This is a genomic window from Actinoallomurus sp. NPDC052274, assembly GCF_040679475.1.
In the GTDB taxonomy this organism is placed as follows: Bacteria; Actinomycetota; Actinomycetes; order Streptosporangiales; family Streptosporangiaceae; genus Actinoallomurus; species Actinoallomurus liliacearum.
In genome coordinates this window covers 52013-76962 of the sequence record NZ_JBFAUT010000029.1, presented here as the reverse complement: position 1 = coordinate 76962, position 24950 = coordinate 52013, and the positions used below count along the sequence as shown (strand labels likewise).

Below are 24950 nucleotides of genomic sequence, written 5' to 3'. Positions count from 1 at the left end.
CGGCTTTGGGCATGATACGGGGGTGTCCATGCCTTCAGCCGTCGGTCGTTACCGAATCGATCGTGTCCTCGGATCCGGAGCATTCGCCTCCGTGTGGCTCGCCCACGACGAGTTGCTCGACGCCCCGGTGGCCATCAAAGTGCTGGCCGGAGGTCTCATCGACGACCTTGACGTACGCAACCGGTTCCTGGAAGAAGCCAGGATCCTGCGCCGCGCCGACTCCGAACGCCTGGTGCGGGTCCATGACATCGGCGAGCTCGAGGACCGCCGGCCGTACTTCGTCATGTCGTACGCCGACCGGGGAACGCTCGCCGACCGAATGCGGGAGCGGGAGCTCTCGGTCGCCGAGGCGCTGCGGCTCGCCATCGAGATCGGCCACGGTGTCGAGGTGATCAACCGGCTCGGTGTCATCCACCGTGACCTGAAACCGTCGAACATCCTGTTCCAGTCGACGACCGACGGCGGCGAACGCCTGCTCATCGCCGACCTCGGGCTCGCCAAGGCGCTCGCGCACGCCTCCGGCGCGTTCACGATGCCGGTCGGCACGCCGGGGTACATGTCCCCGGAGCAGGCGCGGTTCGGCGGCGGCCTCGACGTCCGCGCCGACGTGTACGGTCTGGGCGCGCTGACGTACCACCTGCTCACCGGGGACCCGCCGGGCCCGGCGCCGGTGCAGTCACCGCCCAGCGCGGCGCGGCGCGGCCTGCCACCGGCCCTCGACGAGATCGTGATGCGGGCGCTCGAAGGCGACCGGGAGCGTCGCTGGCCGACCGCGGAGGCGTTCGCGGCGGCGCTGAGCGTTCCGCTGATGTCCGTCGCCGACGACGCGACGGCGCGGGACGCCCCCGACAGGGCGGACGAGGCGACGATGGCGGACCCCGGGTCGGGCGGGTGGCCCTCGGGCGGCCCGCAGGGCGCGGGGCCGGCGGACCGGACCGGTGACGAGGGCTCCGGCCGGACCCTGCGGGTCTCCCCGATCCCGGACGATCCGGCGGGGCCGGGCGGTTCGACAGGGCCGGGCGGCCCGACGGCGCCGGGCGGTCCGCCAGGATCGGGCGGCCCCGACGATGGGCCGTCGAGCCGTACGCTGCGGGTTCCCCCGGTCGGCGACGATCCGGGCTCGGCGCCGCCGTACGACAACGCCCGCGACGCGACGATCCGGACATCGCCTCCCTCGGTGGGCGGCAACGAGACCGTGGTGGACCTGCGCGTCGAGCGGCCGCGCGGCCGGCGCGACGCCGGAGGCCACCATCCCTCGGACCCGTCCGGATCCGGGCCGCGCCGGCCCGGTGATACGGGCGGCGGCTCGTCCCGAGAACCCAACCGCAAGCGGCTGCTGGTCGTGGCCGGACTGGCCGCGGTGCTGGTCGTGGGGGGCGGTGGCGCCTTCGCCATCGGCAAGCTCACCGGCTCCTCGTCGGATCCCAAGCCCGGGGACGGCCTCGTCACCGTGACCGACGTGACGGGCCGGCTGAGCATCCGCGTACCCGCGGCCTGGAAGCTGCAGACCGAGCACACCACCTGGCCGGTCACCGTCTCGGACCGCGCGAAGGCGCCCGCGCTGCGCGCGACCCCCGACTACGCCCAGTTCGTCAAGGACGACGTCCCGACGCCGGGCGTCTTCGCCGGGCTCACCCACGACCTGAACGTCACCCTGCCGCCGCGCGCCCTGGGCAGCCATCGGGCCAAGTGCACGCCGGACGCCGCGCAGCCGTACAAGCACGGCACGCTGGTCGGCCAGATCAATCCGTGGCGGTGCGGCTCGATCACCATCAACGAGGTCGGCCTGAAGGACAAGAACGGACGGTACGCGATGTGGGTCCGGGTGAAGCTGACCGGCTCGCCGGACATCACCCGGAAGATCCTGGACAGCATCCAGGCCAAGGGCTGACCGCCGTACGATATATCGTTCGACATATCGGCGGAGAGAGGTCATGCGCAGAGGATCAACACACCGGGAGGAGCGCGCGGCGTTCGGCGACTGGGGGCCGGCGTTCGGCCCGCGCGGCCGTGGCGGGCGCGGCGGGCGCCGTACGAAGCGCGGCAACGTACGGGCCGCCATCCTCGCGCTGCTGGCCGAACGCCCGATGCACGGCTACGAGATGATCCAGGAGCTGGAGAGCCGAACCGGCGGGATCTGGCGGCCCAGCCCCGGCTCGGTGTACCCGACGCTGCAGCTTCTGGAGGACGAAGGGCTCATCTCCGGACAGGAGTCGTCCGGCAAGCGGCTGTTCGCGCTGCCGGACGCCGGCCGTGCCGAGACCGCGACCGCCGCCGGGCGGACGCCGCCGTGGGCGGAGATCACCGAGGACGCCGGCGCGGCCGCCACCCACGTCCACTCCGCGACGGGTCAGCTGATGATGGCGCTCCGGCAGGTCATGCACGCGGGCAACGAGGAGCAGCGCGAACGCGCCCTCGACGTCATCAACGACGCCCGGCGCCGCCTGTACGGCATCCTCGCCGACGACGACTGACCCGCCGCCGGGAGGCTCGCCCTCAGGCCAGCTCGTCGGCGAGGCTCTCGACGAGCTCGACCACGCCCGCCGGGCCGTCGACGATGACGTCCGCGCGCTCGGCCAGCGCGGTCACCTCGTCGGAGGAGCTGCACACCTTCACGCCGGGAGTGCCCTCCTTGCGCAGTGCGTCGATCGCGTCGTACGCCGCGAGGTCGCCGAGGTCGTCCCCGGCGAACAACACCGCCGACGCGCCGCGCTCGGCGGCCAGCCCGCGCAGCGCCGCGCCCTTGTCCATGCCCGGCGGCCGCAGCTCGAGCACGAACCGGCCCGGCTCGACGACGAGGCCGGTGCGCTCGGCGAGCGCCTCGAGCAGGCTCCGCAGGCGTTCGAGGGCGACCTGCGGCTCGGCGGCGCGCCGCGTGTGCACGGCCAGCGCGAGCCCCTTGTCCTCGATGGCGACGCCCTCGGGGGCGTTCGCCAGGATCCGGGGAAGCTTGGCGCGGACCTCCGCGACCCCCGGCGGCGGCTCCGGAGCCCGCAGGACGCCGTTCTCCCAGCGCTCCCGGCCGTACTGGCCGAGGACGACCAGGCCCTGGAGGTCGGCGAACCCGCCGACCTCGACGGCGGTCGCGGCGGGACGGCCGGTGATGACCGCGACCGTACCGACGAGCGGCGCCAGCCGGCGCAGCGCCGGCACGACGCCCGGATGGGCCCGCGCGGCGGCCGGGTCGTCGACGATCGGCGACAGCGTCCCGTCGAAGTCGAAGCCGATCAGGGCCTCCCGCGGGCGGTCGCGGATCGCGTCCAGCCCATCGGCTCCGGCGTCCGTCTGCGACTCCACCGCCACGGTCATGCGACCTCCTTCGTCGGCGAAGTGACCAGAGGCACTGTGCTCATGGTTCGCTCGCTGCGCTCACTCACGGAGCCTCCTGAGTAGGCGTCAGGTTCGGATACCGAGCCTACGCGCCGCCCGCTGGCGCTGACGGGCGGACCGCTGACGACGCAGCCGTTTCACCAGCATCGGATCGTGCTCCAGCGCCTCGGGGCGGTCGATCAGCCGGCCCAGGATCTGGTAGTAGCGGGTCGACGACATGTCGAACAGCTCCCGGATCGCCTGCTCCTTGGCGCCGGGGTGCTTCCACCACTGTCGTTCGAAGTCGAGGATCTTGCGGTCGCGCTCGTCCAGGCGGCCGTCGTCTTCCTTCTTGTCAGGGCCATCGCCCCGGGCGTTCGCCGGTTGCATCAGGTCCCCTCTTAACGGGTCGGGGGGCTGTCATGCTACGCGTGATCGGCGACTTGTTCGCGGTGTTCGCCGGGACGGGCCTCGACGTAGTCTGCAAGCGTGGCGCTCACCAATTGCGTATCGCTGCTGACCGACTACGGGCTGGAGGACGGGTTCGTGGCGGCCTGTCACGGGGTGATCGCGCGGATCGCCCCGGCCGCCCGCGTCATCGACATCAGTCACCTGGTCCCGCCCGCCGACGTACGACGCGGGGCCGCCATCCTCGCCCAGACGGTGCCGTACCTCCCCGAGGGCGTGCACGTCGCGGTCGTCGATCCCGGTGTCGGCACGACGCGGCGGGCCGTCGCGGTGGCCGGCGACGGCCGGATCTTCGTGGGGCCGGACAACGGCGTGTTGTCCTGGTGCGTCCCCGACAGCGGCGCGCGCGCCTTCGAGCTGACCAACCGCACGCTGTGGCTGGAGCCCCTGTCGGCGACGTTCCACGGCCGCGACATCTTCGCGCCGGTGGCGGCGCACCTGGCGGCGGGCCTGGACATCGCGGCCGTCGGGGAGGAGTTCGACGTCGCCGACCTCGTGACGCTGCCCCGGCCGACCCGTCGCGTCCAGGAGGGCACGGTCGACGGCGAGGTGCTGACCGTGGACCGGTTCGGCAACGTGCAGCTCTCCGTGACCGCCGAGGACCTGCGCCGGATCGGCGCGGTCATCGGCGTGCCCTTGGGCATCGTGCTCGGGCGCCGGACCCTCACGGTGCCGTACCGCGAGACGTTCGGCGCCGTGCCTCCCGGGGAGCTGGTCGCCTACGTCGACTCGGCGGGCTGCCTGGCGCTCGCGGTGAACTCCGGAAACGCGGCGCAGCGCCTGGGTCTGCCACCGGGGGCGCACGTCCGCGTCGCCGCCGCGCTCACGTCGACGCACTGAACACCAAGGAAACGTCAAGTCCGCTGGTCCTGATGCGGCATGATTCTCCGCCATGGGATTCTCGCGTTCCGACCGGCGCCTGATCGTCATCACCGTGATGGCGTCCGCGGCGGCCGGTGTCACGCACTTCGGCGAGGTCGGCGGGACGGTCGTCCCGTTCGTCGTCGCGGCGATCGCCCTGGCGCTGCTGGCGAGCCTGGTCGGGCGCAGCGTCGAGAACCTGGCCGACCGGCTGGGCGCGGGGGCGACCGGCGTCGTCCAGAGCGCGCTCGGCAACCTCCCCGAGCTGTTCGTCGTCCTGTTCGCCCTGCAGAAGAAGCTGTACGACGTGGCGACGGCCACGATCGTCGGCAGCATCCTCGCCAACGTCCTGCTCGTCCTGGGGCTGGCGTTCCTGCTCGGCGGGATCAAGAACGGGCCGCAGAAGTTCGGCAGTGAGGCCGCCCGCACCCTGTCCACGCTGCTGGTCCTGTCGGTCGCGGCGCTGCTGGTGCCCTCCCTCACCGCGGCGCTCGGCTCGCACGCGACCAAGGCGGCGCTGCACGAGCGCAACCTCTCGGTCGTGGTGTCCATCCTGCTGCTCTGCCTGTTCGCCGTGTCGCTGCCCAGCTCGATCAAGCGGCAGAAGGCCGACGAGGCGCACGCTCCGGCGGAGCGGCCCGTGAAGGCCGCCGCCCTGAGCGCGGCGGGGACCGCGGTAGGCGACGACGTGGCCGGGACCGCCGAGCCGACCGCGGCGAAGCCGGAGAAGCCCGCCGCGGACACGGCGAAGGAGTCCGCCCACGGACCGACGTGGCCGCTGGCCGTCGCCCTGACCATGCTGGCCGTCACCGGAGTCGGCGCGGCGTTCGTCTCCGACTGGTTCGTGGCCGCCCTCGAGCCCGCGATGGACTCCCTGGGCATCTCCCAGGCGTTCGCCGGACTCGTCATCGTGGCGATCGCCGGCAACGCCGTCGAGAACGTCGTCGGCATCCAGCTCGCCCTCAAGAACCAGTCCGACTTCGCGTTGTCGGTCATCCTGCAGAGTCCGCTGCAGATCGCCCTGGTCGTCGCGCCCGCCCTCGTCCTGCTCTCCCCGCTGGTCGGCGCGTCCTTCACCCTCGTGCTGTCGCCGCTCCTCATCGCCGTGCTCATCATGGCCGTCGTGATCACCGTGCTGGTCGTTCTCGACGGCGAGTCGAACTGGCTCGAGGGCGCGACGTTGATGGTGCTGTACGGGATCATCGCCACGGCGTTCTGGTGGGGATGATCCCGCCAGATGCGTGCGGAGGTGACGCGCTGAATTACTGTGACGATGTGGGTACCGACATCGACCCGAGCGTCGCGGAGATCGAGCAGGCCGCGTTCCAGCTCCGCAGGCTCTGGGTCAAACCGCAGCTACTACGGCGGCTGCGCGAGAGCTGCGAAAACGGACGAAGCATCCAGCTGTCCAACCTGATGGTCATCTACGCCGTCGCCCGGCAGGGCGAGGAGCGCGGTGACGTCACCGTCGGCGCCGTCGCCGAACTCCTCGATGTCGACCCGTCGACCGCCAGCCGGCTCGTCGGCCACGCCATCGACGCCGGCTTCGTCTCCCGCCGGGCGTCGCCCGTCGACGCCCGGCGCGCCCACCTGCAGCTGACCGACGCGGGCCGCCGGATCAAGCTGATGGCCGACGAGTTCCGCCGGCACTTCATCGGCCGGCTCGTCGCCGACTGGACTCCGGACGAACGCTCGCAGTTCGCCCGGCTGCTGCGGCGCTTCAGCGAAGCGGCGGCCGGTGTCTCCATCGACGAGGAGGAGGCCGGCCGGCTCCTGGAGGCGGCGACACCGGCCGCCGACCGGTCCCACGAGACCTCCCCGGAGGCCACGCGGCACCGCCCGAGCGGCCCTTAGTGTCCGTCTCAGGAGCGCAGGACGGCCAGCCGCTCCCGGTACTCCTCCTCGTCGATCTCGCCCCGCGCGTACCGCTCGGCGAGCACGGACTCCGCGCCGCCCGGTGACTTCGCGCGCCGCCAGAGCAGGTAGCCGCCTCCGCCGAGGACGAGCAGCCAGAACAGACCGAACGCGAGGGGGATGACGGGCCACCAGCCGTGGCCGCCTCCGTCGTGCCAGGGACCATGCCCGGCCAGGATCATCGCTTCCATGCCCCGATCGTGCGCCCGCGTCACCCGCCGGGTCGTCATACGGCGGGAGGCTTCCGGCGTACGCCGGGCGGAGCAAGGCTCCCGGACCGACACCGCCGAACAGACGAGACCAAGCCCCGCATGGGCACCGCCGTACAGGCGAGACCAAGCCCCGGACCGGCACCGCCGTACAGGGAGATCAAGCCCCCGCATGGGCACCGCCGAGCCCGCCCGTCTCGCTCCGGGCCGCCGGAGCGGCTTTGCGACGCCGCGTGACGGGTCGGGTCCCCAGCGCTCCGAAAACGGTACTTCGTGGGAGCGTTCCGCGGCCCTCCCATGGCAGAATGACGCCCGCCGCCGATACCGGGGAGGGATCCGGTGCCCGTGTCCGAGCCCCGCCGCACCTTTCCTCGCCTCGTCTCCGCGCTCCTGGCCGGAGCCGCCGTCGCGGTCCTGTCCGTCCCGGCCGCCCAGTCCGCCGTGCCCGGTCGGCCTCAGCGTCCGGCCGCCCGTACGGCGACGCCCGACCTCTACCGCGGCCAACAGTGGACACTGAACGCTCTGCACCTGCCGCGGGCCTGGAAGTACTCCCGCGGCAACGGGGTGACGGTCGCCGTGCTCGACACCGGGGTCGACGGCCACCAGCCGGACCTCACGGGACGTGTGATCGACGGCCCCGACTTCACCGGCCACGCACGCAAACCGGGCACTCGCTACTGGGGCCGCCACGGCACCGAGATGGCCAGCCTGATCGCGGGACACGGTCACGGCACCGGCGGCAGCGCGGGCATCATGGGCGTGGCGCCGGAGGCGAAGGTCCTGTCCATCCGGGTCACCTGGGAGCTGGGCGACCCGATGCGGAACGACCACGCGCAGGTGGCGCACTCCCGTGACTCCATCGCCAAGGGCATCCGGTACGCCACCGACCACGGCGCGCAGGTCATCAGCATGTCCCTCGGCGGCGGCAAGCTGTTCTACAACGGCAACCCGCTGGAAGAGTCGGCGATCAAGTACGCCCTGGACAAGGGCGTCGTCCTCGTGGCGTCCTCCGGCAACGACGGCGCCACCGGGAACCGCCGCAACTATCCGGCCGCCTACCCCGGCGTGATCGCCGTCGGCGCGGTCGACCGGGCTTTCAAACCGGCCAAGTTCACGAACCGCCACGCGTACGTCTCGGTCGCGGCGCCCGGCGTCGAGATCGTCAGCGCCGACGTGGCGGGCCACGGCTACGTCCTGGGCACCGGGACCAGTTCGTCGGCCGCGCTCGTCGCCGGGATCAGCGCGCTGGTGAAGGCCCGCTATCCGCGCCTGTCTGCGGCCGAGGTCAAGCAGGCGCTCGAACAGGGCACGACCCACCACCCGGCCGACGGCCGGAACACCGCGATCGGCACCGGCGTCGCCGACGCCCTGGGTTCGCTGCGCGCGGCCGCGCGCGTCAACAAGGCCGAACACGGCGGCGCGACCGTCGACCAGCCGCAGTCCTCGTCCACCCGACCGGGCGCCGCCGGGCATCCGGCGGGCGGCGGCCCGGATCTCATGCTCGTCGCCGTCCTCAGCGGCGGCGGCACGCTCCTCGTGCTCAGCCTGATCCTGGGCTGGCGGCAACGCCGCAGGCGGCTCGCCCGCGCCCAGGCCGACGACGAGGAGGACCTCGCCCTGCCGGTCGCCGCCTCCAGCCGGGCCGAGGACGATCCCCGGCGGCCGCGTCCGCCCGCGGGCGCCGCTCGGCAGCAGGGCGGATCGTCGGGCCGCTCCCCCTGGGAGCCCAGGGCGGCCGAGACGCCCTCACCCTGGGAACCACGGTCGACCCGGTCGCCGTCACCGTGGGAACCCCGCTCCCACGAGCCGCCGTCACCGTGGGAGGCCCGCTCGCCCGAGCCGTCGTCGGCCCGGGAGCCGCTGCCGCCGGACCGCACGCCGGGACTCTCAGGTCGCCCCGGCCTCTCACCCCGGCCGGGTCAGGACGAGCCCGGCTCCGCCACCGCCCGGTGGCGGTCCCGGCAGTCGGAGCCCCCGCCCGGGAGTCCGACATCGCCCGGGAGTCCGACATCGCCCGGCAGCCCGGCGTCGCCCGGCAGCCCGGTGTCCCCCGGCGGCGTGCTCCCCGACGCCGGTCCGCCCGCCGCGCCCGGGGCGCCCGATCCGGCGCCCTTCTCCCGTACGAGCGACCGGTTCCCCGCCGAGCCGTCGCCCCGGCCCGCGGCCACCCCGGCGGAGCCACCCCGCACCGAGCCCTTCTCCGCCCCGGCATGGTCCCCGGCGGCGGACCGCGCGCCCTCCTCCAGCCCGGGGCTACCGCCGGCTGCGGACGGCGGCCTCTCCTCCGGCCCGGAGGTGCCGTCGGCGGCCGGCAGGAGGTCCTCCTCCGGTCCGCCGTCCTTCGTGCCGCCGGCCGGGCCGTCGGCATCTCCGGCGGAGCCCTCGGGAGCCCCGGACGAGCCGTCGCCGGCCGACCCCGTACGCCCGCCGTCCACACCGGAACGCCCGCGGATCTGGACGCCGCCGGGCGAGCGCGGTGACGAGACGACGTCCGGCGGCCGGTTCCCGGACGTCCGGGGCGCGGATCCGCTCAGCGACGGGCCGATCGACTCCTCCGACGTCGGCACTCCGCTCGCGGACGAGAGCTGGGACAGCATCCACCGCGGGTTCGACCGGTTGAAGGAGGACACCCGCAACTGGGGGTCACCGCTGAACGGCGGAATGTTCGGCTGGTCGAGCTCGTGGAGTTCGTCGGAGGAGACCACGGACCCGTCGGCCGAGCCCGACGACGGCGCCGAGACCTGACGGGGGGCTAACCCCACCTCCGCGACGCCTGCCGTCCCCATGGGCGGGGCCGGGCGTTCCCGATAGCGTGCTGAGCAGTCCGACGGGGAGGGAGTTCGCTCGTGCGCAGAGGTGGCCTGGCCCTGCCGCTGCTCGCCGTCCTCGCCCTTTCCGGGTGCGGCTTCGGGGTGCGCTTCGGCGAGTACAAGCACGAATTCACCTCCGACGTCACCGTGAGCGGTCCGGTGAAGGTCGTGGACGTCAACTCGGGCAGCGGTCGGGTGACCGTCACGCCGGGCGGCACCCAGGTGAGGATCCACCGGATCGTCCGCTACCAGGACGGCAGGCCGCACTTCGGCCAGCGGCTCGACACCGGAACCCTGACGTTCACCAAGGACTGCTCGCGCTGCACCATCGACTACGAGCTGGCGGTGCCCGCCTCCGTCGCCGTCCGGGCCCACTCCGACAGCGGCGGGATCGACGTCCGCGGGAGCGCGACCGCCGACGCGAACAGCGACTCGGGCTCCGTGACGGTCCGTTCGGTCAAGGGCGCGGTCCGGGCCCACAGCGACTCGGGCGCGGTCGTGGTCGAGGACGTCGGCGGCCCCCTCGACCTCGCGACCGACTCGTCGTCGATCCGCGCCATCCGGCTGGGCTCGCCGACCGTACAGGCGATGTCCGACTCCGGCAGCATCCGACTCGAGTTCGCCACCGCGCCCACGAACGTACGCGCGACGACCGACTCCGCGTCACTCCGCGTCGCGGTTCCCGGCGGCCCGTACGACGTGGACGCCGAGACCGGCAGCGGCGGCAAGGACGTCTCCGACGTTCCGCACAACCCGAACGCTCCGCGACGGCTCTACCTGCGCACCGACTCAGGCCACCTGACCGCCGAGCAGACGACGCCCTGAGGCGGCGCCGCGCGCCCGCTTCCTGAACCGTTGATGGCCGCGAAGCATCCTTCACAAGAAGCCTCTTTTGCCACAAGACTTCCGATCAGGGGGTCGGAGGGTGAACCATGCTTCTTATGCGGGAAACAACGGTTCCGGCAACGTCGTACGCCGATCGCGCGATGGCGCGGGTGGCCTCGTGGCCCGGCGTACGCAGCGGACGCGCCGCCTGCGGCCTCGGTACGGCGCTGAAGGTCGGCGGTCGCCAGCTCGCGCACGTGCACGCCGACGGCTGCGCTGAGTTGCGGCTGACCTGGCCGGTCATCGGCCGCCTCCGCCGCCCTCTCCTGGAGTCCGGCCGCGTGCAACTGGCCCCCGGCGGGGACTGGATCCGCGTACGGCTCGACACCGACGGCGACGTCGACCTGTTCACCTCCCTGGCCAGCGTCGCCATCAAGGCGAACACCTCCGGAGGGCGCCGGAGAACCGCCGGGGCCTGCATGACGATGGCGCAGGCCAAGGTCAAGGAGGCCATGCGGTCCGGCCGTCCGGCCGCCGTACCGGACGACCTACGCGAACCCCGCCTCCGCACTCCGTAGAGCTCCCCGCCGTGATCCCTGGCGGCTGCTGCCCGAAGAGCGCGGCGTGCGCCAGTGAGAACTGAGCACGCATCTACCGCATGCGAGGACGCGGTTGCTCCGAACGGCCACAGGCGTGACGGCGACTGCCAGTGGCATGATCTGGAGCGTGACGGTCGATGGAGCCGGGGCGGCGGTCTTCCGTGAAGGGGCCACGGTGGTGCGCCGGGACGTGCTGCGCGGGAAGGTGTGGTCGGCGGCGCCCTTCCGGGTGATCCGGGACAGCGGCGCCACGTTGATGCTCGCCTGCTGGCCAGGTGTCGAGATGCTCGCGCCGACCACCTGGATCGAATGGCTGCGCACCGGTGACGACGCCGTGCGCGAACAGGCCGTCGCGAACCTCGCCGCCGGCCGCTGGGAACTCGACCGGTGGGTGTGGCGGGACACCACCGTGCTCCTGCGGTACGAAGCCGGTCGACACTTCAGCGTCAGCCGGTTCTTCGACGCCGAGGGCCGCTGCGGCGGCTGGTACGTCGACTTCATCCGCCCCGTCCAGCGGACACCCCTCGGCGTCGACACCTTCGACCTGCTGGTGGACCTGGTCGTGACCGCGGACCTGTCGGAGCGCCGCTGGAAGGACGAGGGCGAATACGCCCAGGCGCGCCGCCTCGGGCTGATCGACGACGCGCTCCACCAGCGCGTCGAGACCGCGCGGCAGCAGGTCGTCTCCCTCGTCGAATCCCGCCAGGGCCCCTTCGCCGACGACTGGTCGTCGTGGAGACGCGATCCGGCCTGGCCGGTGCCCAGGCTTCCCCGGGAGACGCCCGCCGGTTGAGGACGCGACACGCGCGGCCCGGCCGAGCAGCGATCGACGAGTCACGGCTGTTGGCCCGGCGAGCCCGGCGGAACCGGCGTCAATGACCCATCGCGGCCAGGAAGGCGAGCGTCCTCGGCCAGCCTTGCGCCCTCGCGGCGGCGTCACCGGCACGGGTGCCGCCGTGCTCGAGGAGCGCGCCGGTGGCCGTCAGGCCGCGGATGCCCGTTGCGAGGTAGGGGTAGGTGCCGACGCCGTGACCCGATCCCGGGTAGATGAGCGCCTGGTGAGGGAAGCGGTCGTGGTCGTGATCGAGCTCGGTCATGATCTGCAGGGCCAAGGTCCGGGAGTCCCAGAGAAGGTCCTGGGTCCCGGCGATCGCCAGGAGCGGGCCGTCGACGTGGTCGAGTGGGATCACGTCCTGCGGGAGGGGACGGCCGTGCCAGGTCCAGGCGTTCACATCCTCTCCGCCGGTGCCGATGCCCGGGTTGACCCTGTTCGACGGCGCGTACACGATGACGCCGTGGATCAGCCGGGGGTAGAGCTGGCCGAGCAGCAGAGCCGCCTCGGTGCCGCGTGAGTAGCCACGGGCGACCACATGGGCCGGGTCGACGCCCGGTTGGGCCGCGAGGAGCCGGGCCGCGCCGGCGAAGTACTCCAGCGGGATGTTCTGGAGGGCGGCGGGCAGGCCGGGATCGCCGAAGTAGGCCAGGGACAGCGCCGGGTAGCCGTGGGAGGCGAGCAGGGCGGCGTCGAGGTTTCCTCTGTTGCCGCCTTCGGAGCCGCCGAACAACAGCACCGCCGGGCGGCGGCCCTGGCCCGGCGGAGGGAGGAACAGGTCGCCGTCCACCTTGTCGGCCGCGACCGTGAGGCTTTTGTGGGTGACGCCGCCGGCGCGCCACTGCCGGATCAGGGTCCGGGCCGCCAGCCGGCGGCCGTGTGCGGTCACGGTGATCTGCACGTCATAGGCGGACTGCCGCTCCGTGAGCAGCGGGAGGAACACCTTGTCATCGGCGTTTCCGCTGGGCGGGACCATCGACCAGAACAGCCCCATCCCGTCCACGCCCGTGTACGTGCCCGCCTGCGGACGGGCGCGGTACAGGTCGACCGTTCCGTGGCCGTCCGCGCGGAAGACGGCCCGGCTGCGCCAATCACCCCGTTGGTAGTCCCGTGCGGCCGCGCCGACCTCGACCGTGTCGTGCGGCGCGAGGCCGCTGATCGTCAGGTGGATCGGCCGATCGGCTAAGGCGACCGGGGCGTCGACGCCGATGACGGCATGGTCGCTGTGCCGCGGACCGCACCCCGCCACCGCGCAGCCGGCCGCGACGAGAAGAGCCGCCGGCACACGGTTCCTCAAGCCCATCTCATCCCCCGGGCACCGCGTTGACCACCGCGAGATCAGACGATAACGCCGGTGCTCCCCGACCAGGAACGGTCCGGCCGAAGGCGGCCACGGCGTCCGGGATCGCGTCGCTCCGGAGCTCAGTCGAGGGCCTCGTACTCGGGCGATGGGTCGACCAGTTCCGGACGCTCCCGCCAGTAGTGGGCTCCGTGGATGGTCAGCATCGCCCAGTGCCATGCCTCGTCGTGGAAGACGAGTCCGCGGAACGGCGCGTCGCTCGGCTCGTAGGGATAGCGGTCCAGAGCCGCCGCCTCCGCCTGAGCCGGGGGAAGACCTCCGTACCGTCGCATCACCCACGCGAAGCGTCGACGCTCGGCCTGGAGGTATTCGGCGTATTCCTCGTCCGACCAGTCGGCCACGCTCCACCATAGAACGACGCCCGCCGACCGGCGTCACCCACGCGGGCGTGACCAAATTGCCGCCTTTGCATGCCTTGCCCCATTTGTGGCTGCCCATGAGGATGGCATGATCGCGGGGCCGGTGAGGAGGGCGGCGGGGTGCGGGGAGCGGAGTTCGTGGTCCGGCGCGCGCTCGGCCATCGGCTCCTCGTGCTGGCGGCCTCCGCGACCGTGCTGTTCGCCGTCACGATCCTGACCTCGCTCGGCGGCTACGCCGCCACCGTGACCGGTGACGGACTACGCGCCACGCTGGCCCGAGCGTCCTTCGACGACACCGGCTCCCGGATCACCACCAGCGTCGCCGCGCACGACATTCCCGCCGCGCAGCGCACGGTCACCGCCGCCGTCGGCAGGACGTACGGGCACGTCCCGGCGGCCGTCTCGCTCAGCGCGCGCGGCGACTCGTACGCCCTGCCCGGCCAGGAGCGGAGCCCGCACCCGGAGCTCACGACGTTCGCGACGTACGACGGGCTCGAGGGTCACGCCCGGCTCGTCGCGGGCCGCTGGCCGGGCACCGCCGGGATCGAGGCCGCGCTGCCCGTGCCGGCCGCGCGGGCGATGCGGCTGTCCCCCGGCCGCACCGTCACCCTGCACAGCCGGGTCGGCGGCCCGCCGGTCACGGTCACGATCACCGGGCTGTTCGAGGCGCGGCACGCGGACGACTGGTTCTGGGGCGGCGACCGGCTCGTCACGACCGGCGTCGAGCGCCTCGGCTACACCACGTTGGGCCCGCTCGTGGTGCCGCCGGCCACGTTCAGCGCGCGCTTCACCACGTCGGTGACCGCGCGCTGGCTCGTGTTCCCCACCATGCGGGACATCCGCGCGGGCGAGCTGGCGGACGTCACCGCGCGGGTCCGCGCCCTGCCCGCCGCGCTCGGCGGCTCCTACAGCGTGAAATCCGCCGCGCCGGACCTGTTGACGCGGGTCGGGCGGGCGCTGCTGGTCGCCCGGTCGACGCTGCTCATCCCGGCGTTGCAGCTGGTGGTCCTCGCCGTGTACACGCTGACGCTCGTCGCCCGGCTCCTCGCGGAGCACCGGCGGGTCGAGGTCATGCTCATGCGCGCCCGTGGCGCGTCGACGCGTCAGATCGCCGCCCTCGCCGCCACCGAGGGTCTGCTGCTCAGCCTCCCGGCGGCGGTGGCCGCGCCGTTCCTCGCGCCCCCGCTCGTACGCGCCGTCGAAGGAGGCGCCGCCACCGCCCCGTCGCCCGTGCTGGCCTGGGCGATCGCCATCGCCGGCGCGCTCGCGTGCGCCGCCGCCCTGAGCCTGCCGGCGCTGAGCGGCGTGCGGCGCACGTACGTCGCGACCCTCGCCGAGCGCGGCCGGGGCGAGCGGCGGGCCGCGATCCAGCGGGCGGGGGGCGACCTGGCCCTCGTGGTCCTGGCGGCGCTGGCGGTCTGGCAGCTCGCGCACTACGGCGGCCCGGTGACCGCGACCGCGACGCGAGGGCTCGGCGTCGACCCGCTCATCGTCGCCGGTCCGGCGCTCGCGCTCCTCGCCGGCGGCGTCCTCATCCTGCGGCTCGTCCCGGTCGCCTCGCGCGCCGGGGAGCGGGCCACCACGCGCGGCCGCGGGCTGGCGCCCGCGGTGGCCACGCGGCAGGTCAGCCGCAGGCCGCTGCGTACCGCCGGCCCCACCCTGCTGCTGGTGATGACGGTGGCCGTGGGCGTGCTGTCGGTCACGACCGGCGTGACGTGGCGGCAGTCGCAGGCCGACCAGGCGGACTTCCAGGCCGGCGCCGACCTGCGGGTCACCGCGCCGACCGACGACACGTCGCCGCGCACGGCGGGTCAGGGCGGCCGGTACGCCACGCTGCCCGGCGTGACGGCGGTCAGCCCCGTCCTGCGGGCGTTCGGCGGGACCGCCAGTTCGGACGTCACGGTGCTCGCGGTCGACGGCGCCAAGGTCGGCGGCATGCTGCGGACACCGTTGCCGGCCGATCCGGCACGGCTCGCGGCGGGCCGTACCGGCGCGGCGGTGCCCGTCCCGGGACGGCCGTCGCGGCTGTCCGTCGAGCTGCGCGCCGACCGGACGGGGATCGGCCCCGTACAGCTCTCAATGATCGTCACCGACGCGTTCCACGTGACGTACGAGGTCGACGCCGGCAGCGTGCCCGCCGACGGGCGCACGCACACCGAGGACGTCGACCTGTCCACCGCCGCCGGGCCCGGCGGCGTCATCGCCTACCCGATCGCGGTCCGGGGCTTCCGGTTCTCGTACGTCGGCGCGCCCGGCACCCGCCCGGGGGACCTCACGGTCACGATCCCGGCGCTGCGGCCACCGGCCGATGCGCACTGGGCCGGGCAGGTCACGACGGTCACCGGCGTCGGCCAGAGCCTGCGTTTCGGATCCGGCGGGCTGATGAGCGTGCGCCTGCCCGCCGCGGCCGTCGCCGACTGGCAGTCGGCGCAGCTCATCGGCAGCGCCGTGCTGCGCGGCGGACCGGACACCGCCGCGCTACCGGCGATCATCACGCGTGACCTCGCGACCCGCGCGCGCGTCGGCGTCGGCGGCCGGCTCGGTCTCGACCAGGGCGGCGTCCAGCAGCCGATCACCGTCACGGGCATCGTCCCCGCGCTGCCGTCGGTTCCGCCGGACACGCCCGCGGTGCTGGTCGACTGGGCCGCGCTGGGCGACCGGACCCTCGCCGCCGGCGTCGCCGTGCCGACGCCGACCGAATGGTGGCTCACGGCCCGCGACACCGCGCCGGCCGTCAAGGCGCTCGCCGGGACGACCGTCGTCGACCGGCTCGCGCTGCGGCGCCAGTTGCGCGACGCGCCGCTGGGCCGCGGGTTGCGGGGCGCCCTGGTCCTCGGGTTCGGCGCCGCGCTGGTGCTCGCGGCGATCGGGTTCGCGGTTCACACGGCCGTTTCGGCGCGGGAACGCGCCGGTGAGTTCGCGATCCTGCGGGCGCTCGGCGTCGGCGGGCGGCAGGTCCTCGGGCTCGTCGCCGTCGAGCAGGCGTTCCTCGTCGGGCTGGGCCTGGCCGGTGGCCTGCTGCTCGGCGTCGTGCTGGCCCGTCTCGTCGTGCCGCACGTCGTGCTCACGGCGGGCGCCACGACGCCGTACCCGCCCGTGCACGTCATCCTGCGGTGGCCGACGATCGCCGCCCTGCTCGGCGCGACCGTCGTGCTGCTCGGCGCGGTGCTGCTGCTGTTCGCCCGTTCGCTGCGGCGCACCCGTCCACTGGAGGAGCGATGATCCGGCGGACCGCGCGGGCGCACTGGCCGGCGCTGCTCGTCCTCGGGCTGCTCGTGCTCGTCACGACGTTCCTGGTCGACGCGGGCCCGCGCACGCTCGTCGCCGGGTACGACCACGCCGCGCGCGAGACGGTGGCCGGTGCGCCGCCCGGCTCCGCCGACCTCGTCGTGGCGTCCGGGCTGCCGTCGGTCGCGCCGTCCGACGAACAGGCGCGCGGCGCGCGTCTCATCGCGAGCGCGGACGGGCTCGCGACGGCGGCGCGGCAGTGGCGCGCGACGTTCCCCAAGCCGCTGCGGGACACGATCGTGACGGCCGACCACTTCGCCGGCTCGTCGTTCCTGCCGCTCGCGCACGGCGTGAACCAGACGCTCTCCCTCGGCTTCTCCAGCAGCGCGAACGCCCACATCCGATACGTGTCGGGGCGCCCGCCCGGCCCCAGGCTCGAGACCGCCCTGCCGGAACGCGCGGCGCGGCGGCTGGGCCTGTCGGCCGGCGACGTCGTGCGCACCGCGACCCAGCCGACCCTCAGCGTGCGCATCACGGGGCTGTTCGTCCCGGCGGATCCCGGCAACGCGTACTGGGCGTCGCAGTCGCACGCGAAGTTCGCGGACGCCGAGCTGAAGAAGACCCCCGACGAGAACGACGTCGTCCTGGCGACCGGGCTGCTCGACCCGGCCGGTTACCGCGCGCTGTGCACCGAGACCCCGTTCGGCGTCAACGCCGCCTGGACGTACACGCCCGGCACCGCCCGGATCACCGGACGGTCCGCGACGACGCTGCGGAACAACGTGCACCAGGCCGCCGAGGCGATCGCGGGCGACGCCTCGCTGAGCACGCGGCTCGACTGGGTGCTGGACGACTTCACCCAGCGGCTGCGGACGACGCAGGCGCTGCTGTTCCTGTCCGTCTCGGGGCTGTTCGCCGCCGCGCTCGGCGTGTTGGTCCTCGCCGTCGGGCTCCTGCTCGGGCGGATGCGCACGGGCCTGCGCCTGCAGGCGGCCCGCGGTGCCTCGCGGCTCCAACTCGCCGGGCTGACGGCCGGTGTGACGAGCCTGGTCACGGTGCCGGCCGCGGCCGCCGGCCTCGCGCTGTCCGCGCTGCTCGTCGACGGCCCGGCGCAGACCACGTCGTACGCCGCGGTGGTGATCCTGGTCGGCACGGCGGTCGGCGGGCCGGCGGCGGCCGGGCTCCGTCTCCCGGGGCGCCGGCTGGTCGCCGAGGGCCTGGTCGTCGTGCTCGCGGTGGCCGGGACGTACCTCGTCCGGCGGCGGGGTCTGCCCGCCTCCGGGGACATCGATCCGTTCCTGTCCGCCGTGCCCGTGCTCCTGGCCGTGGCCGCCGGGCTGGTGATCCTGCGCGCCCTGCCGTACGTCCTGCGGCCCGTCAAGCGGACGCTCGCGCGGGGGCGGTCGGCGGTCCCGTTCATCGGCATCGCCCGGGTGTCGACGGCGACGCTGCCCCTCATCGTCGTGCTGCTGGCCGTCGCGGTCATCGGCTTCGGCTCGACGGTCCAGGCCAGCCTGAGCCGCGCGCAGCGGCTCGCGACGTACGCGTCGGTGGGCGGTGACGCGCGGGTCGACGCGATCACCATGAGCCGGGACGTGATCGACCGGGTACGCCGCTCGCCGGGCGTACGGGCCGCCGTGCCCGCGCAGACCGTCCACGCCGCCCGGCTGTCCGTGGACGGCGCGCTCAGCAGCGAGCTGACCGTGATCGGCGTCGACCTTTCCGCCTACCGGCGGATGATGGCCGACACTCCCCTGCGGCCGCCGACGTGGCCGCGCGGCCCGGGGATCCCGGCGCTCTTCTCCCCCACCGTGCACGCCCCGAAGACGGGGATCAGCGTGTCGACCGACTACGGCATCGCGATGCCGCTGCGCAACGCCGGCACGGTCACGAACTTCCCGGGCCAGTCCGCCGACGACCCGTTCGTCCTCGTGCCGGCCGACGCGCTCGGCCGCGCCACCGGCGGCGGGAACACCGGTTCGGTGTCGATCTTCGTTCGCGGCGACCACATCGACGTGGCGGCACTACGGCGCGCCGCCGCCCAGCCGTCGCTCGGCGCCGCCGAGAAGAACGCGGTGTCGACGTACCGGCAGGAGCACGCCGCACTCACCGAGGGGACGCTCGGCCACCTGGTCGGACAGGGGTTCGGCGCGACGGCGGTGCTCGTGACCTGTTACGGGACGCTCGCGATCCTGGTGCTGCTGTTCGCGGGAGCGCGGGGACGCGGGCGCGCCGTGTCGTACCTGCGGACGCTCGGGCTGAGCCGTCGGCAGGCGCACTGGCTGGCCGTCGTCGAGATCGCGCCGGTGCTGCTCGTCGCGTTCGCCGCCGGATGGGCGCTCGGGCTCGTCCTGCCCCGTCTCCTGGGCCCCGCCATCGACCTGAGCCCGTACACGGGCGGGTCCCCGGTCCGGCACTTCGTGCCGGACCTGACGATCTCCGTGCTGCTCGGCGGCGGACTGCTGGTGTTCGCGGCCCTGGCGGTGCTCATCGACGCCCTGGTCGCGACGCGGCGCGGCCTCGGCGGTGTGCTGCGGATCGGAGAGGTATGAGCCTGGACGAACCCGACCTGGCGGAGCTGGAGCGCCGTGCCGGCGGCACCGGGCCGGCGTACGGCGCGGACGCCCACGTCGTCTGCGACAACCTGGTGCGGATCTACCAGACGCAGGGCGTCGAAGTGATCGCGCTGCAGGGGCTGGACCTGCTCATCGGCGAGGGCGAGATGGTGGCGCTCGTCGGCGCGTCCGGGTCGGGCAAGTCGACGCTGCTGAACATCCTGGCCGGGCTGGACGTGCCGACCGCCGGGGTCGCGCGGGTGGCCGGGGTGGACCTGCTCGACATGTCAGGCCGCGACCGGCTGCGGTTCCGGCGGGAGCTGGTCGGGTTCGTGTGGCAGCAGACCGCGCGGAACCTCATCCCGTACCTGTCGGCCGTGGAGAACGTCGAGATGCCGATGCGGTTCGCCGGTCTCCGGCGGAAGGCGCGGCGTTCGCGCGCCCTCGAACTGCTCGACCTGGTCGGCCTGGCCGACCGGGCCGCGGCGCGACCGGCCGAGATGTCCGGCGGCGAGCAGCAGCGCGTCGCCATCGCGGTGGCCGTCGCGAACGGGCCGAAGGTCGTCCTCGCCGACGAGCCGACCGGCGAGCTCGACACGGCCACCGGCGCGTCGGTGTTCGCCGCCCTCCGCACGGCGAACCGGTCGCTCGGCGTCACGACCGTCATCGTCACCCACGATCCGGACGTCGCCGGCAACGTCGACCGTACGGTCGGCATCCGGGACGGCCGGACGAGCAGCGAGATCCTCCGCCGCACCTCCGAGTCCGGGGACGTGGTCGTCGCGGAGTACGCCGTGCTCGACCGCGCGGGGCGGCTGCAGTTGCCGCGGTCGTTCACCTCGGCGCTGGAGATGAAGGACCGGGTACGCCTGGAACTGGAGACGGACCACATCGGAGTCTGGCCTGATGATCACCGTTGAGGGGCTGAACAAGTCGTACGGCGCCAACCACGTCCTCCGGGACGTCGGCTTCACGGTCGACGCCGGAGAGCTCCTGGCCGTGCGCGGCCGCTCCGGCTCGGGCAAGACGACGCTGCTGAACCTCATCGGCGGGCTCGACGCCCCGTCCTCGGGCCGGGTCGTGATGGGCTCGTGGGAGGTGACCTCGCTCGGCCCGGCCGAATTGCAGCGCATGCGGCGGGAGACGGTCGGGTTCGTGTTCCAGTCGTTCGGGCTGATCCCGGTGCTGTCGGCGGCGGAGAACGTCGGCGTGCCGCTGCGGCTGACGCGTACCCCGGCCCGCGCCCGCGAGGAGCGCGTGCGGCTGCTGCTGGCCATGGTCGGCCTCGCCGACCACGCCCGGCAGCGCCCGTACGAACTGTCCGGCGGCCAGCAGCAACGCGTCGCCATCGCCCGCGCCCTGGCCCGGTCGCCCCAGGTGCTCATCGCGGACGAGCCGACGGGACAGCTCGACTCCGAGACGGCCCAGTCGATCATGCAGTTGATCCGTGCCGTGGTCCGCGACCAGGGCGTGACCGCCGTGGTCGCGACCCACGACCCCCTCCTGGTCCGCCAGGCCGACCGCGTCATCGAACTCCGCGACGGCGCCGTGCGCTGAGGTCGGTCTCTGATCGTCCCAGCGCGACCACCGGCGTTCGACGGACCGTGACCGCACAGGAGCCACCCGTGCTCGGGGCCCGCCTCGGGCCCGGCAGCCGAGTCGACGCGCAGAATGCTCGGCGAAGCGCTCCCACCAGCGGTGCCATGCCGGAAACTTCCGAGGCGGAGCGGGCTTCGCCGAGCCTTCGGCCGTCGGCTCGGGGCGGATACTGGCGCGGCGCGTCGCTCCTGTCGAAGGCCGCGCTGGCCGGATTGCTGCTGTTCGCACTCGTTCATCCCGAGTGGGACCGGTTCGCCGACAAGGCGATGGGGACCCGCGCGATCGCCTACCCGCTCGCGGCGTTGCTCGTGCCGGCCGACGGGCGGTGGCGCGGACCTGGCGGCATAGCGGCCGTCTCGGCGGCGCGGGCGGCTATGCGTCGTGTCCGTCGGGGATGAACGGCAGCTTCTGGGTCAGCACGCTCTCGGACGCGACGGTCGCCTTGGCGAACACGGTCTTCTGGTGACGCAGTGCGCCGTTCTCCCGCAGCAGGTCGTCGGCTTCGGCGCGCAGCCGGGCCACCCTCGCGCTCATCCGTACGTGGACGGCCACCCCGCCCACTCCGACCCCGACCGCGAACGCGGCCAGCGCGGGAATCCACGGCGCGGCGACCGCGGCGACCGCCAGAGGCAGAACGATCAGGATCACGCGGGCATTGTCGGCCACCCGGTCCAACGCGGCGTTGAGACGCCTCGGGATCTTCACGCTTGCTTCCTCCCCCGACCGCACCTGATCCGACAGCGAAGGTCGTTCTTCCACCAGGAGGCGGAACATAACCTCGGGGATCCGCGGGCGGCCTGACGCCCGTGGGCGACGGACGCGCAGCTCAAGAGCCGATGCTTCAGGCACGCCCGCGCGACGACGCGGCCACGCTCTTCGACGCCGCCTCCGCGGGGAACCCGCTGGCCGCGTCGATCATCGATCAGGTCGGCGCCCGGCCGGCCCGGGGTTTGGCCGCCGTCTCCCTGCTGCTGGACCCCGACCTCGTCGTGATCGGCGGCGGTGTCTCCCACCGCCGCGACGGCCTCCGGCAGCCCACGCAGCCGGGCCACGGGGGCGACCGCCCCGGCCGCCGACAGTGCGCGCGTCACCGCGTGACGTGCCGAAGACGCTGTACGAGGCGGCGGCGATCGACGGGGCGTGCGCGGAGGAAACGCTGCTGACGGTCGACTCGGGGTTACGGGCACGAGTGGGGAGACGCGCATCACATCCGGCCGGCATGTCACATATTCGCGGGCCGTGCCGTCAAGGAGGTGTAACAGCGACCCCGGCAAGGAGATCACGATGGAAGCCCGGCTCAACTACTACGGCAACCCGGTCGCGGCGAAGTTCGCGAAGTACATCAACTCGGCGGGCAAGGTCGTGGGGGACTCGACGCTGCCGGCCACGACGCAGGAACTGGTGAAGATCCGCGCCAGCCAGATCAACGGCTGCGGCGTCTGCCTGGACATGCACACCAAGGACGCCGCGCACGCCGGGGAGACCTCGCTGCGCCTCAACCTGATCGCGGCCTGGAGGGAGGCCAAGGTCTTCACCGAGGCCGAGCGCGCCGCCCTGGAACTGACCGAGCAGGGCACCCGCATCGCCGACGCGGCCGGTGGCGTCACCGACGAGGCCTGGGCGAACGCCGCCAAGCACTACGACGAGGAGCAGCTCACCGCCCTCGTGTCCCTGATCGCCCTGATCAACGCCTACAACCGCATGAACCTCATCACCCAGCAGCCCGCCGGCGACTACCAGCCCGGCCAGTGGGGATGACCGGCCGTCGGCCCGACCCGGCCTTCCCTCGCGGGGCCGGGCCGGGTCGACCCACGGCCGGCGCTTGACCTTCGAGTCGACTCGAATGTCTACCGTCGGTCCCGTGCTCCTGGCCGGTGCCGGGCGGGAGCCCATCGACGAGGGCGTACGGCTCACGCTGCCCGCCGGCCTCGCGGGCGAATTGGCCGCGCTCGCCGCCGAAGAACAGCGGTGCTGCCCGTTCTTCGACTTCCGTCTCGACCTGGACGGCCCCGTGGCACACCTGGAGGTCCGCGCCCCCGCCGACGGCGCTAGCCTGCTCGCTGACCTGTTCGGCCAGGCCACCTGACCGACGTCGTCCTGCGGTCCGAAGGCCGGGCCGCCGCGCAGAAAGATCCGTGCCGTCATGCTCGCCGCCCGCTCGGTCGCCCTGTTCCTCCTCGCCGCGCTGTTCGAGATCGGCGGTGCCTGGCTGGTCTGGCAGGGCGTACGCGAGCACCGTGGCTGGGTCTGGATCGGGGCCGGCATCGTCGCGCTGGGTGTCTACGGCTTCGTCGCCTGCGGTCAGCCCGACACGCACTTCGGCCGGATCCTGGCCGCCTACGGTGGCGTCTTCGTCGCCGGATCACTCGCCTGGGGCATGGCCTTCGACGGATTCCGCCCCGACCGCTGGGACGTGATCGGCGCACTGATCTGCCTCGCCGGGGTGGCCGTCATCATGTACGCCCCACGCACCCACTGAAGCGCACCGGATACGCGTGATCTCGTAAGCGCCCTGATCACTGGCGTATGCCGTCCCTAGAACGCAGTGATCGCCAGTGATCACCGTAAAGTCCCTCGTTTGCAGCGATTTGCTTGAGTGAGCTAGATTTTGCTTATGCGAGCAAGAACGTTCACCGAGTCGGGCCGGCGCGCCCAGATCGTGGCGGCGGCGATCGAGGTGATCGCCGAGGTCGGCTACGCCAAGGCGTCGTTCAGCCGGATCGCCAAGCAGGCGGGCCTGTCGAGCACCGGCATGATCAGCTACCACTTCGCCGGCAAGGATGACCTGCTCGCGGCGTGCGTCGCCGAGATCGAGCAGGTGACCGAGGCATTCATGCAGCCGCGCATCGACGCCGCCGAGGGCCATGTCGCGCAGCTGCGCGCCTACGTCGAGGCGAACGTCGCGATGGTCGGCGAGCACCCCGCCGCCGTCCGCGCGCTGATCGACATCGTGAAGAACTCCGCCGCACAGAGCGCCGGCGTCAACGGACGTCTCGCCCTGTTCGAGGAGCACTTCCGCACCGGGCAGGCCGCAGGCGTCTTCCACTCCTTCGACACCCGCACCGTGGCGATCGCCCTCACCGCCGGCCTGGACGCCGTCGTCGTCACCGCGGCCGCCGCCGTACCCGACCCCACCGAGCTCGCCCGCCTGGGCCGCGAGCTCGCCGACCTGTACGTGCGGGCGACCGCGGCCGATCCCGAAGGGCAGACCGCATGATGATCGACCAGAAGGCCGCGCCCGACGCGGGCCTGCGCCGGGTGATCCGCGCGAACGTGATGACCGTCGTGTTCGAGGTGGTCGTGCCGATGGTGCTGTTCTACGGTCTGCGCGCCGCAGGAGTGAGCCAGTGGTGGGCGCTGATGGCCGGCGTCCTGGTCGCCGCGCCGTACGCGGTGTGGACCATCGCACGCGACCGCCGGATCGACCTGCTCGCCCTGGTCACGTTGAGCATCCTGGTGCTGTCCGTCGTGCTCGGCCTGCTGTCGGACGACCCGCGCAGCCTCGCGATCCGGGAGGGCTGGACCGCGGCGCTGGGCGGCCTGTTCGGCGCGTGGATGCTGGTCTCGGTGTTCATCGGCAAGCCCGCCCAGCTGACGCTGGGCCGCGCGATCGCCGAGATCAAGCGCGGCGCCGAAGGCGCGGCCGCATGGGCGGCCCGCTGGGACACCGACGCCCGCTTCCGGCGCGGGATGCGCGTCGACACCGCCGTCTGGGGCGCCGTCCTGCTGGCCAACGCGGTGATCCACATCGTCCTCGTCTACACCCTGCCGATCGACCTGATCTCCCTGGTCACCACCGTGGCCTGGTTCGGTGTGATGGCCTGCCTGGTCGCCTGGCACGTCTGGTACCTCCGCAAGGAGAACCTCGAGGCCTGACGTCCTTGCCCCGGGCCGCCACCTGCCCGGCCCGCCGACGCTCCGGACAGGTGAGAAGCGGCTCCGCTGGAGCCGCTTCTCTGTTCGAGCACCCGCCCTGAGTGAGGGAGTGCCGGCTCTCCTGATCCGCCACGACCACGACGTAG

The 24950-nt window shown here is 73.4% G+C and carries 26 protein-coding genes; 20 read left to right on the top strand and 6 right to left on the bottom strand.

Annotation, left to right across the window (positions count from 1 at the left end; translation table 11 throughout):
• Positions 1 to 28 precede the first annotated feature (28 nt).
• Together AB0K82_RS24405 and AB0K82_RS24400 are read left to right on the top strand one after the other, a co-directional pair.
• Complete coding sequence (locus AB0K82_RS24405; protein ID WP_364400768.1) at positions 29 to 1891, top strand: serine/threonine-protein kinase; 1863 nt, start codon at positions 29 to 31, stop codon at positions 1889 to 1891.
• A 43-nt stretch (positions 1892 to 1934) separates the two neighbouring features.
• Positions 1935 to 2474 carry a PadR family transcriptional regulator gene (locus tag AB0K82_RS24400; protein WP_364400684.1) on the top strand — a complete coding sequence of 180 codons (540 nt, stop codon included), beginning with the start codon at positions 1935 to 1937 and terminating at the stop codon, positions 2472 to 2474.
• Between the two features lie 22 nt (positions 2475 to 2496).
• Here AB0K82_RS24400 and otsB read toward each other — a convergent pair whose 3' ends face one another.
• Both otsB and AB0K82_RS24390 read right to left on the bottom strand, forming a co-directional pair.
• Complete coding sequence (otsB, locus tag AB0K82_RS24395; protein WP_364400681.1) at positions 2497 to 3309, bottom strand: trehalose-phosphatase; 813 nt, start codon at positions 3307 to 3309, stop codon at positions 2497 to 2499.
• 87 nt (positions 3310 to 3396) lie between these two features.
• Entirely contained in the window at positions 3397 to 3699 is a 303-nt protein-coding gene (locus AB0K82_RS24390) for a DUF3263 domain-containing protein (RefSeq protein WP_364400678.1), read from the bottom strand.
• A 99-nt stretch (positions 3700 to 3798) separates the two neighbouring features.
• Between AB0K82_RS24390 and AB0K82_RS24385 the strand changes: the two genes are divergently transcribed.
• Genes AB0K82_RS24385 through AB0K82_RS24375 form a run of 3 tightly spaced genes read left to right on the top strand, consistent with a single transcriptional unit; the run spans position 3799 to position 6492 of the window.
• A complete protein-coding gene (locus AB0K82_RS24385; protein WP_364400675.1) occupies positions 3799 to 4617 on the top strand; it encodes an SAM-dependent chlorinase/fluorinase in 819 nt (272 codons plus the stop codon).
• Between the two features lie 52 nt (positions 4618 to 4669).
• Complete coding sequence (locus AB0K82_RS24380; RefSeq protein WP_364400673.1) at positions 4670 to 5866, top strand: hypothetical protein; 1197 nt, start codon at positions 4670 to 4672, stop codon at positions 5864 to 5866.
• 47 nt (positions 5867 to 5913) lie between these two features.
• Entirely contained in the window at positions 5914 to 6492 is a 579-nt protein-coding gene (locus AB0K82_RS24375; protein WP_364400670.1) for a MarR family winged helix-turn-helix transcriptional regulator, read from the top strand.
• Positions 6493 to 6500: 8 nt separating this feature from the next.
• Here the strand turns inward: AB0K82_RS24375 and AB0K82_RS24370 are convergent, their stop codons facing one another.
• On the bottom strand, positions 6501 to 6743 hold the full coding sequence (locus AB0K82_RS24370) for an SHOCT domain-containing protein (protein WP_345355333.1): 243 nt from the start codon (positions 6741 to 6743) through the stop codon (positions 6501 to 6503).
• Positions 6744 to 7106: 363 nt separating this feature from the next.
• Between AB0K82_RS24370 and AB0K82_RS24365 the strand changes: the two genes are divergently transcribed.
• The 4 genes from AB0K82_RS24365 (at position 7107) to AB0K82_RS24350 (ending at position 11788) form a co-directional block, all read left to right on the top strand.
• The gene (locus tag AB0K82_RS24365; protein WP_364400667.1) at positions 7107 to 9506 is read left to right on the top strand and encodes a S8 family serine peptidase; all 2400 of its coding nucleotides are present in this window, start codon (positions 7107 to 7109) and stop codon (positions 9504 to 9506) included.
• A gap of 101 nt (positions 9507 to 9607) precedes the next feature.
• On the top strand, positions 9608 to 10396 hold the full coding sequence (locus AB0K82_RS24360; protein ID WP_364400665.1) for a DUF4097 family beta strand repeat-containing protein: 789 nt from the start codon (positions 9608 to 9610) through the stop codon (positions 10394 to 10396).
• Positions 10397 to 10512: 116 nt separating this feature from the next.
• Positions 10513 to 10974 (top strand): luciferase family protein, encoded by a 462-nt coding sequence (locus AB0K82_RS24355; RefSeq protein ID WP_364400663.1) that lies wholly within the window; start codon positions 10513 to 10515, stop codon positions 10972 to 10974.
• Between the two features lie 148 nt (positions 10975 to 11122).
• Complete coding sequence (locus AB0K82_RS24350) at positions 11123 to 11788, top strand: DUF402 domain-containing protein (protein ID WP_364400660.1); 666 nt, start codon at positions 11123 to 11125, stop codon at positions 11786 to 11788.
• A gap of 79 nt (positions 11789 to 11867) precedes the next feature.
• Here the strand turns inward: AB0K82_RS24350 and AB0K82_RS24345 are convergent, their stop codons facing one another.
• Both AB0K82_RS24345 and AB0K82_RS24340 read right to left on the bottom strand, forming a co-directional pair.
• Positions 11868 to 13124 (bottom strand): acyl-CoA thioesterase/BAAT N-terminal domain-containing protein, encoded by a 1257-nt coding sequence (locus tag AB0K82_RS24345; RefSeq protein ID WP_364400658.1) that lies wholly within the window; start codon positions 13122 to 13124, stop codon positions 11868 to 11870.
• A 125-nt stretch (positions 13125 to 13249) separates the two neighbouring features.
• Complete coding sequence (locus AB0K82_RS24340; RefSeq protein ID WP_364400655.1) at positions 13250 to 13528, bottom strand: hypothetical protein; 279 nt, start codon at positions 13526 to 13528, stop codon at positions 13250 to 13252.
• 138 nt (positions 13529 to 13666) lie between these two features.
• Between AB0K82_RS24340 and AB0K82_RS24335 the strand changes: the two genes are divergently transcribed.
• The 5 genes from AB0K82_RS24335 to AB0K82_RS24315 all read left to right on the top strand — a co-directional run bounded on the left by AB0K82_RS24335 (position 13667) and on the right by AB0K82_RS24315 (position 21326).
• Positions 13667 to 16768: an FtsX-like permease family protein gene (locus AB0K82_RS24335; protein ID WP_364400652.1), complete on the top strand. Its 3102-nt coding sequence runs from the start codon at positions 13667 to 13669 to the stop codon at positions 16766 to 16768.
• Positions 16765 to 19326 (top strand): FtsX-like permease family protein, encoded by a 2562-nt coding sequence (locus tag AB0K82_RS24330; RefSeq protein WP_364400649.1) that lies wholly within the window; start codon positions 16765 to 16767, stop codon positions 19324 to 19326. Before AB0K82_RS24335 ends, AB0K82_RS24330 begins: the two co-directional genes overlap by 4 nt.
• Complete coding sequence (locus tag AB0K82_RS24325) at positions 19323 to 20249, top strand: ABC transporter ATP-binding protein (protein ID WP_364400647.1); 927 nt, start codon at positions 19323 to 19325, stop codon at positions 20247 to 20249. The genes AB0K82_RS24330 and AB0K82_RS24325 overlap by 4 nt, the downstream gene beginning before the upstream one ends.
• Positions 20236 to 20886: an ABC transporter ATP-binding protein gene (locus AB0K82_RS24320; RefSeq protein WP_345355360.1), complete on the top strand. Its 651-nt coding sequence runs from the start codon at positions 20236 to 20238 to the stop codon at positions 20884 to 20886. The genes AB0K82_RS24325 and AB0K82_RS24320 overlap by 14 nt, the downstream gene beginning before the upstream one ends.
• Before the next feature lie 146 nt (positions 20887 to 21032).
• On the top strand, positions 21033 to 21326 hold the full coding sequence (locus AB0K82_RS24315) for a hypothetical protein (protein ID WP_364400644.1): 294 nt from the start codon (positions 21033 to 21035) through the stop codon (positions 21324 to 21326).
• On the opposite strand, the gene AB0K82_RS24310 is transcribed toward AB0K82_RS24315, so the two are convergent.
• On the bottom strand, positions 21301 to 21633 hold the full coding sequence (locus AB0K82_RS24310; RefSeq protein WP_364400641.1) for a hypothetical protein: 333 nt from the start codon (positions 21631 to 21633) through the stop codon (positions 21301 to 21303). The two genes, AB0K82_RS24315 and AB0K82_RS24310, sit on opposite strands and share 26 nt — an antisense overlap.
• Before the next feature lie 131 nt (positions 21634 to 21764).
• Between AB0K82_RS24310 and AB0K82_RS24305 the strand changes: the two genes are divergently transcribed.
• The 6 genes from AB0K82_RS24305 (at position 21765) to AB0K82_RS24280 (ending at position 24804) form a co-directional block, all read left to right on the top strand.
• Positions 21765 to 22091, top strand: coding sequence for an ROK family protein (locus AB0K82_RS24305; RefSeq protein ID WP_364400639.1), 327 nt, complete (start codon positions 21765 to 21767; stop codon positions 22089 to 22091).
• Positions 22092 to 22212: 121 nt separating this feature from the next.
• Positions 22213 to 22686: a carboxymuconolactone decarboxylase family protein gene (locus AB0K82_RS24300; RefSeq protein WP_364400636.1), complete on the top strand. Its 474-nt coding sequence runs from the start codon at positions 22213 to 22215 to the stop codon at positions 22684 to 22686.
• Positions 22687 to 22789: 103 nt separating this feature from the next.
• On the top strand, positions 22790 to 23014 hold the full coding sequence (locus tag AB0K82_RS24295; protein WP_364400634.1) for a hypothetical protein: 225 nt from the start codon (positions 22790 to 22792) through the stop codon (positions 23012 to 23014).
• Positions 23015 to 23071: 57 nt separating this feature from the next.
• Complete coding sequence (locus AB0K82_RS24290) at positions 23072 to 23407, top strand: YnfA family protein (protein WP_364400631.1); 336 nt, start codon at positions 23072 to 23074, stop codon at positions 23405 to 23407.
• A gap of 135 nt (positions 23408 to 23542) precedes the next feature.
• Positions 23543 to 24145 (top strand): TetR/AcrR family transcriptional regulator, encoded by a 603-nt coding sequence (locus tag AB0K82_RS24285; RefSeq protein ID WP_364400628.1) that lies wholly within the window; start codon positions 23543 to 23545, stop codon positions 24143 to 24145.
• A complete protein-coding gene (locus AB0K82_RS24280) occupies positions 24142 to 24804 on the top strand; it encodes a VC0807 family protein (RefSeq protein WP_364400626.1) in 663 nt (220 codons plus the stop codon). The genes AB0K82_RS24285 and AB0K82_RS24280 overlap by 4 nt, the downstream gene beginning before the upstream one ends.
• The last annotated feature ends 146 nt before the right edge of the window (positions 24805 to 24950 follow it).

Excerpts from the sequence above, each read along its gene's own strand:
- AB0K82_RS24405 (WP_364400768.1), top strand. The coding sequence starts at position 29 with ATGCCTTCAGCCGTCGGTCGTTACCGAATCGATCGTGTCCTCGGATCC.
- AB0K82_RS24400 (WP_364400684.1), top strand. The coding sequence starts at position 1,935 with ATGCGCAGAGGATCAACACACCGGGAGGAGCGCGCGGCGTTCGGCGAC.
- otsB (WP_364400681.1), bottom strand. The coding sequence starts at position 3,309 with ATGACCGTGGCGGTGGAGTCGCAGACGGACGCCGGAGCCGATGGGCTG.
- AB0K82_RS24390 (WP_364400678.1), bottom strand. The coding sequence starts at position 3,699 with ATGCAACCGGCGAACGCCCGGGGCGATGGCCCTGACAAGAAGGAAGAC.
- AB0K82_RS24380 (WP_364400673.1), top strand. The coding sequence starts at position 4,670 with ATGGGATTCTCGCGTTCCGACCGGCGCCTGATCGTCATCACCGTGATG.
- AB0K82_RS24370 (WP_345355333.1), bottom strand. The coding sequence starts at position 6,743 with ATGGAAGCGATGATCCTGGCCGGGCATGGTCCCTGGCACGACGGAGGC.
- AB0K82_RS24355 (WP_364400663.1), top strand. The coding sequence starts at position 10,513 with ATGCGGGAAACAACGGTTCCGGCAACGTCGTACGCCGATCGCGCGATG.
- AB0K82_RS24330 (WP_364400649.1), top strand. The coding sequence starts at position 16,765 with ATGATCCGGCGGACCGCGCGGGCGCACTGGCCGGCGCTGCTCGTCCTC.
- AB0K82_RS24325 (WP_364400647.1), top strand. The coding sequence starts at position 19,323 with ATGAGCCTGGACGAACCCGACCTGGCGGAGCTGGAGCGCCGTGCCGGC.
- AB0K82_RS24320 (WP_345355360.1), top strand. The coding sequence starts at position 20,236 with ATGATCACCGTTGAGGGGCTGAACAAGTCGTACGGCGCCAACCACGTC.
- AB0K82_RS24315 (WP_364400644.1), top strand. The coding sequence starts at position 21,033 with ATGCCGGAAACTTCCGAGGCGGAGCGGGCTTCGCCGAGCCTTCGGCCG.
- AB0K82_RS24305 (WP_364400639.1), top strand. The coding sequence starts at position 21,765 with ATGCTTCAGGCACGCCCGCGCGACGACGCGGCCACGCTCTTCGACGCC.
- AB0K82_RS24300 (WP_364400636.1), top strand. The coding sequence starts at position 22,213 with ATGGAAGCCCGGCTCAACTACTACGGCAACCCGGTCGCGGCGAAGTTC.
- AB0K82_RS24290 (WP_364400631.1), top strand. The coding sequence starts at position 23,072 with ATGCTCGCCGCCCGCTCGGTCGCCCTGTTCCTCCTCGCCGCGCTGTTC.
- AB0K82_RS24285 (WP_364400628.1), top strand. The coding sequence starts at position 23,543 with ATGCGAGCAAGAACGTTCACCGAGTCGGGCCGGCGCGCCCAGATCGTG.
- AB0K82_RS24280 (WP_364400626.1), top strand. The coding sequence starts at position 24,142 with ATGATGATCGACCAGAAGGCCGCGCCCGACGCGGGCCTGCGCCGGGTG.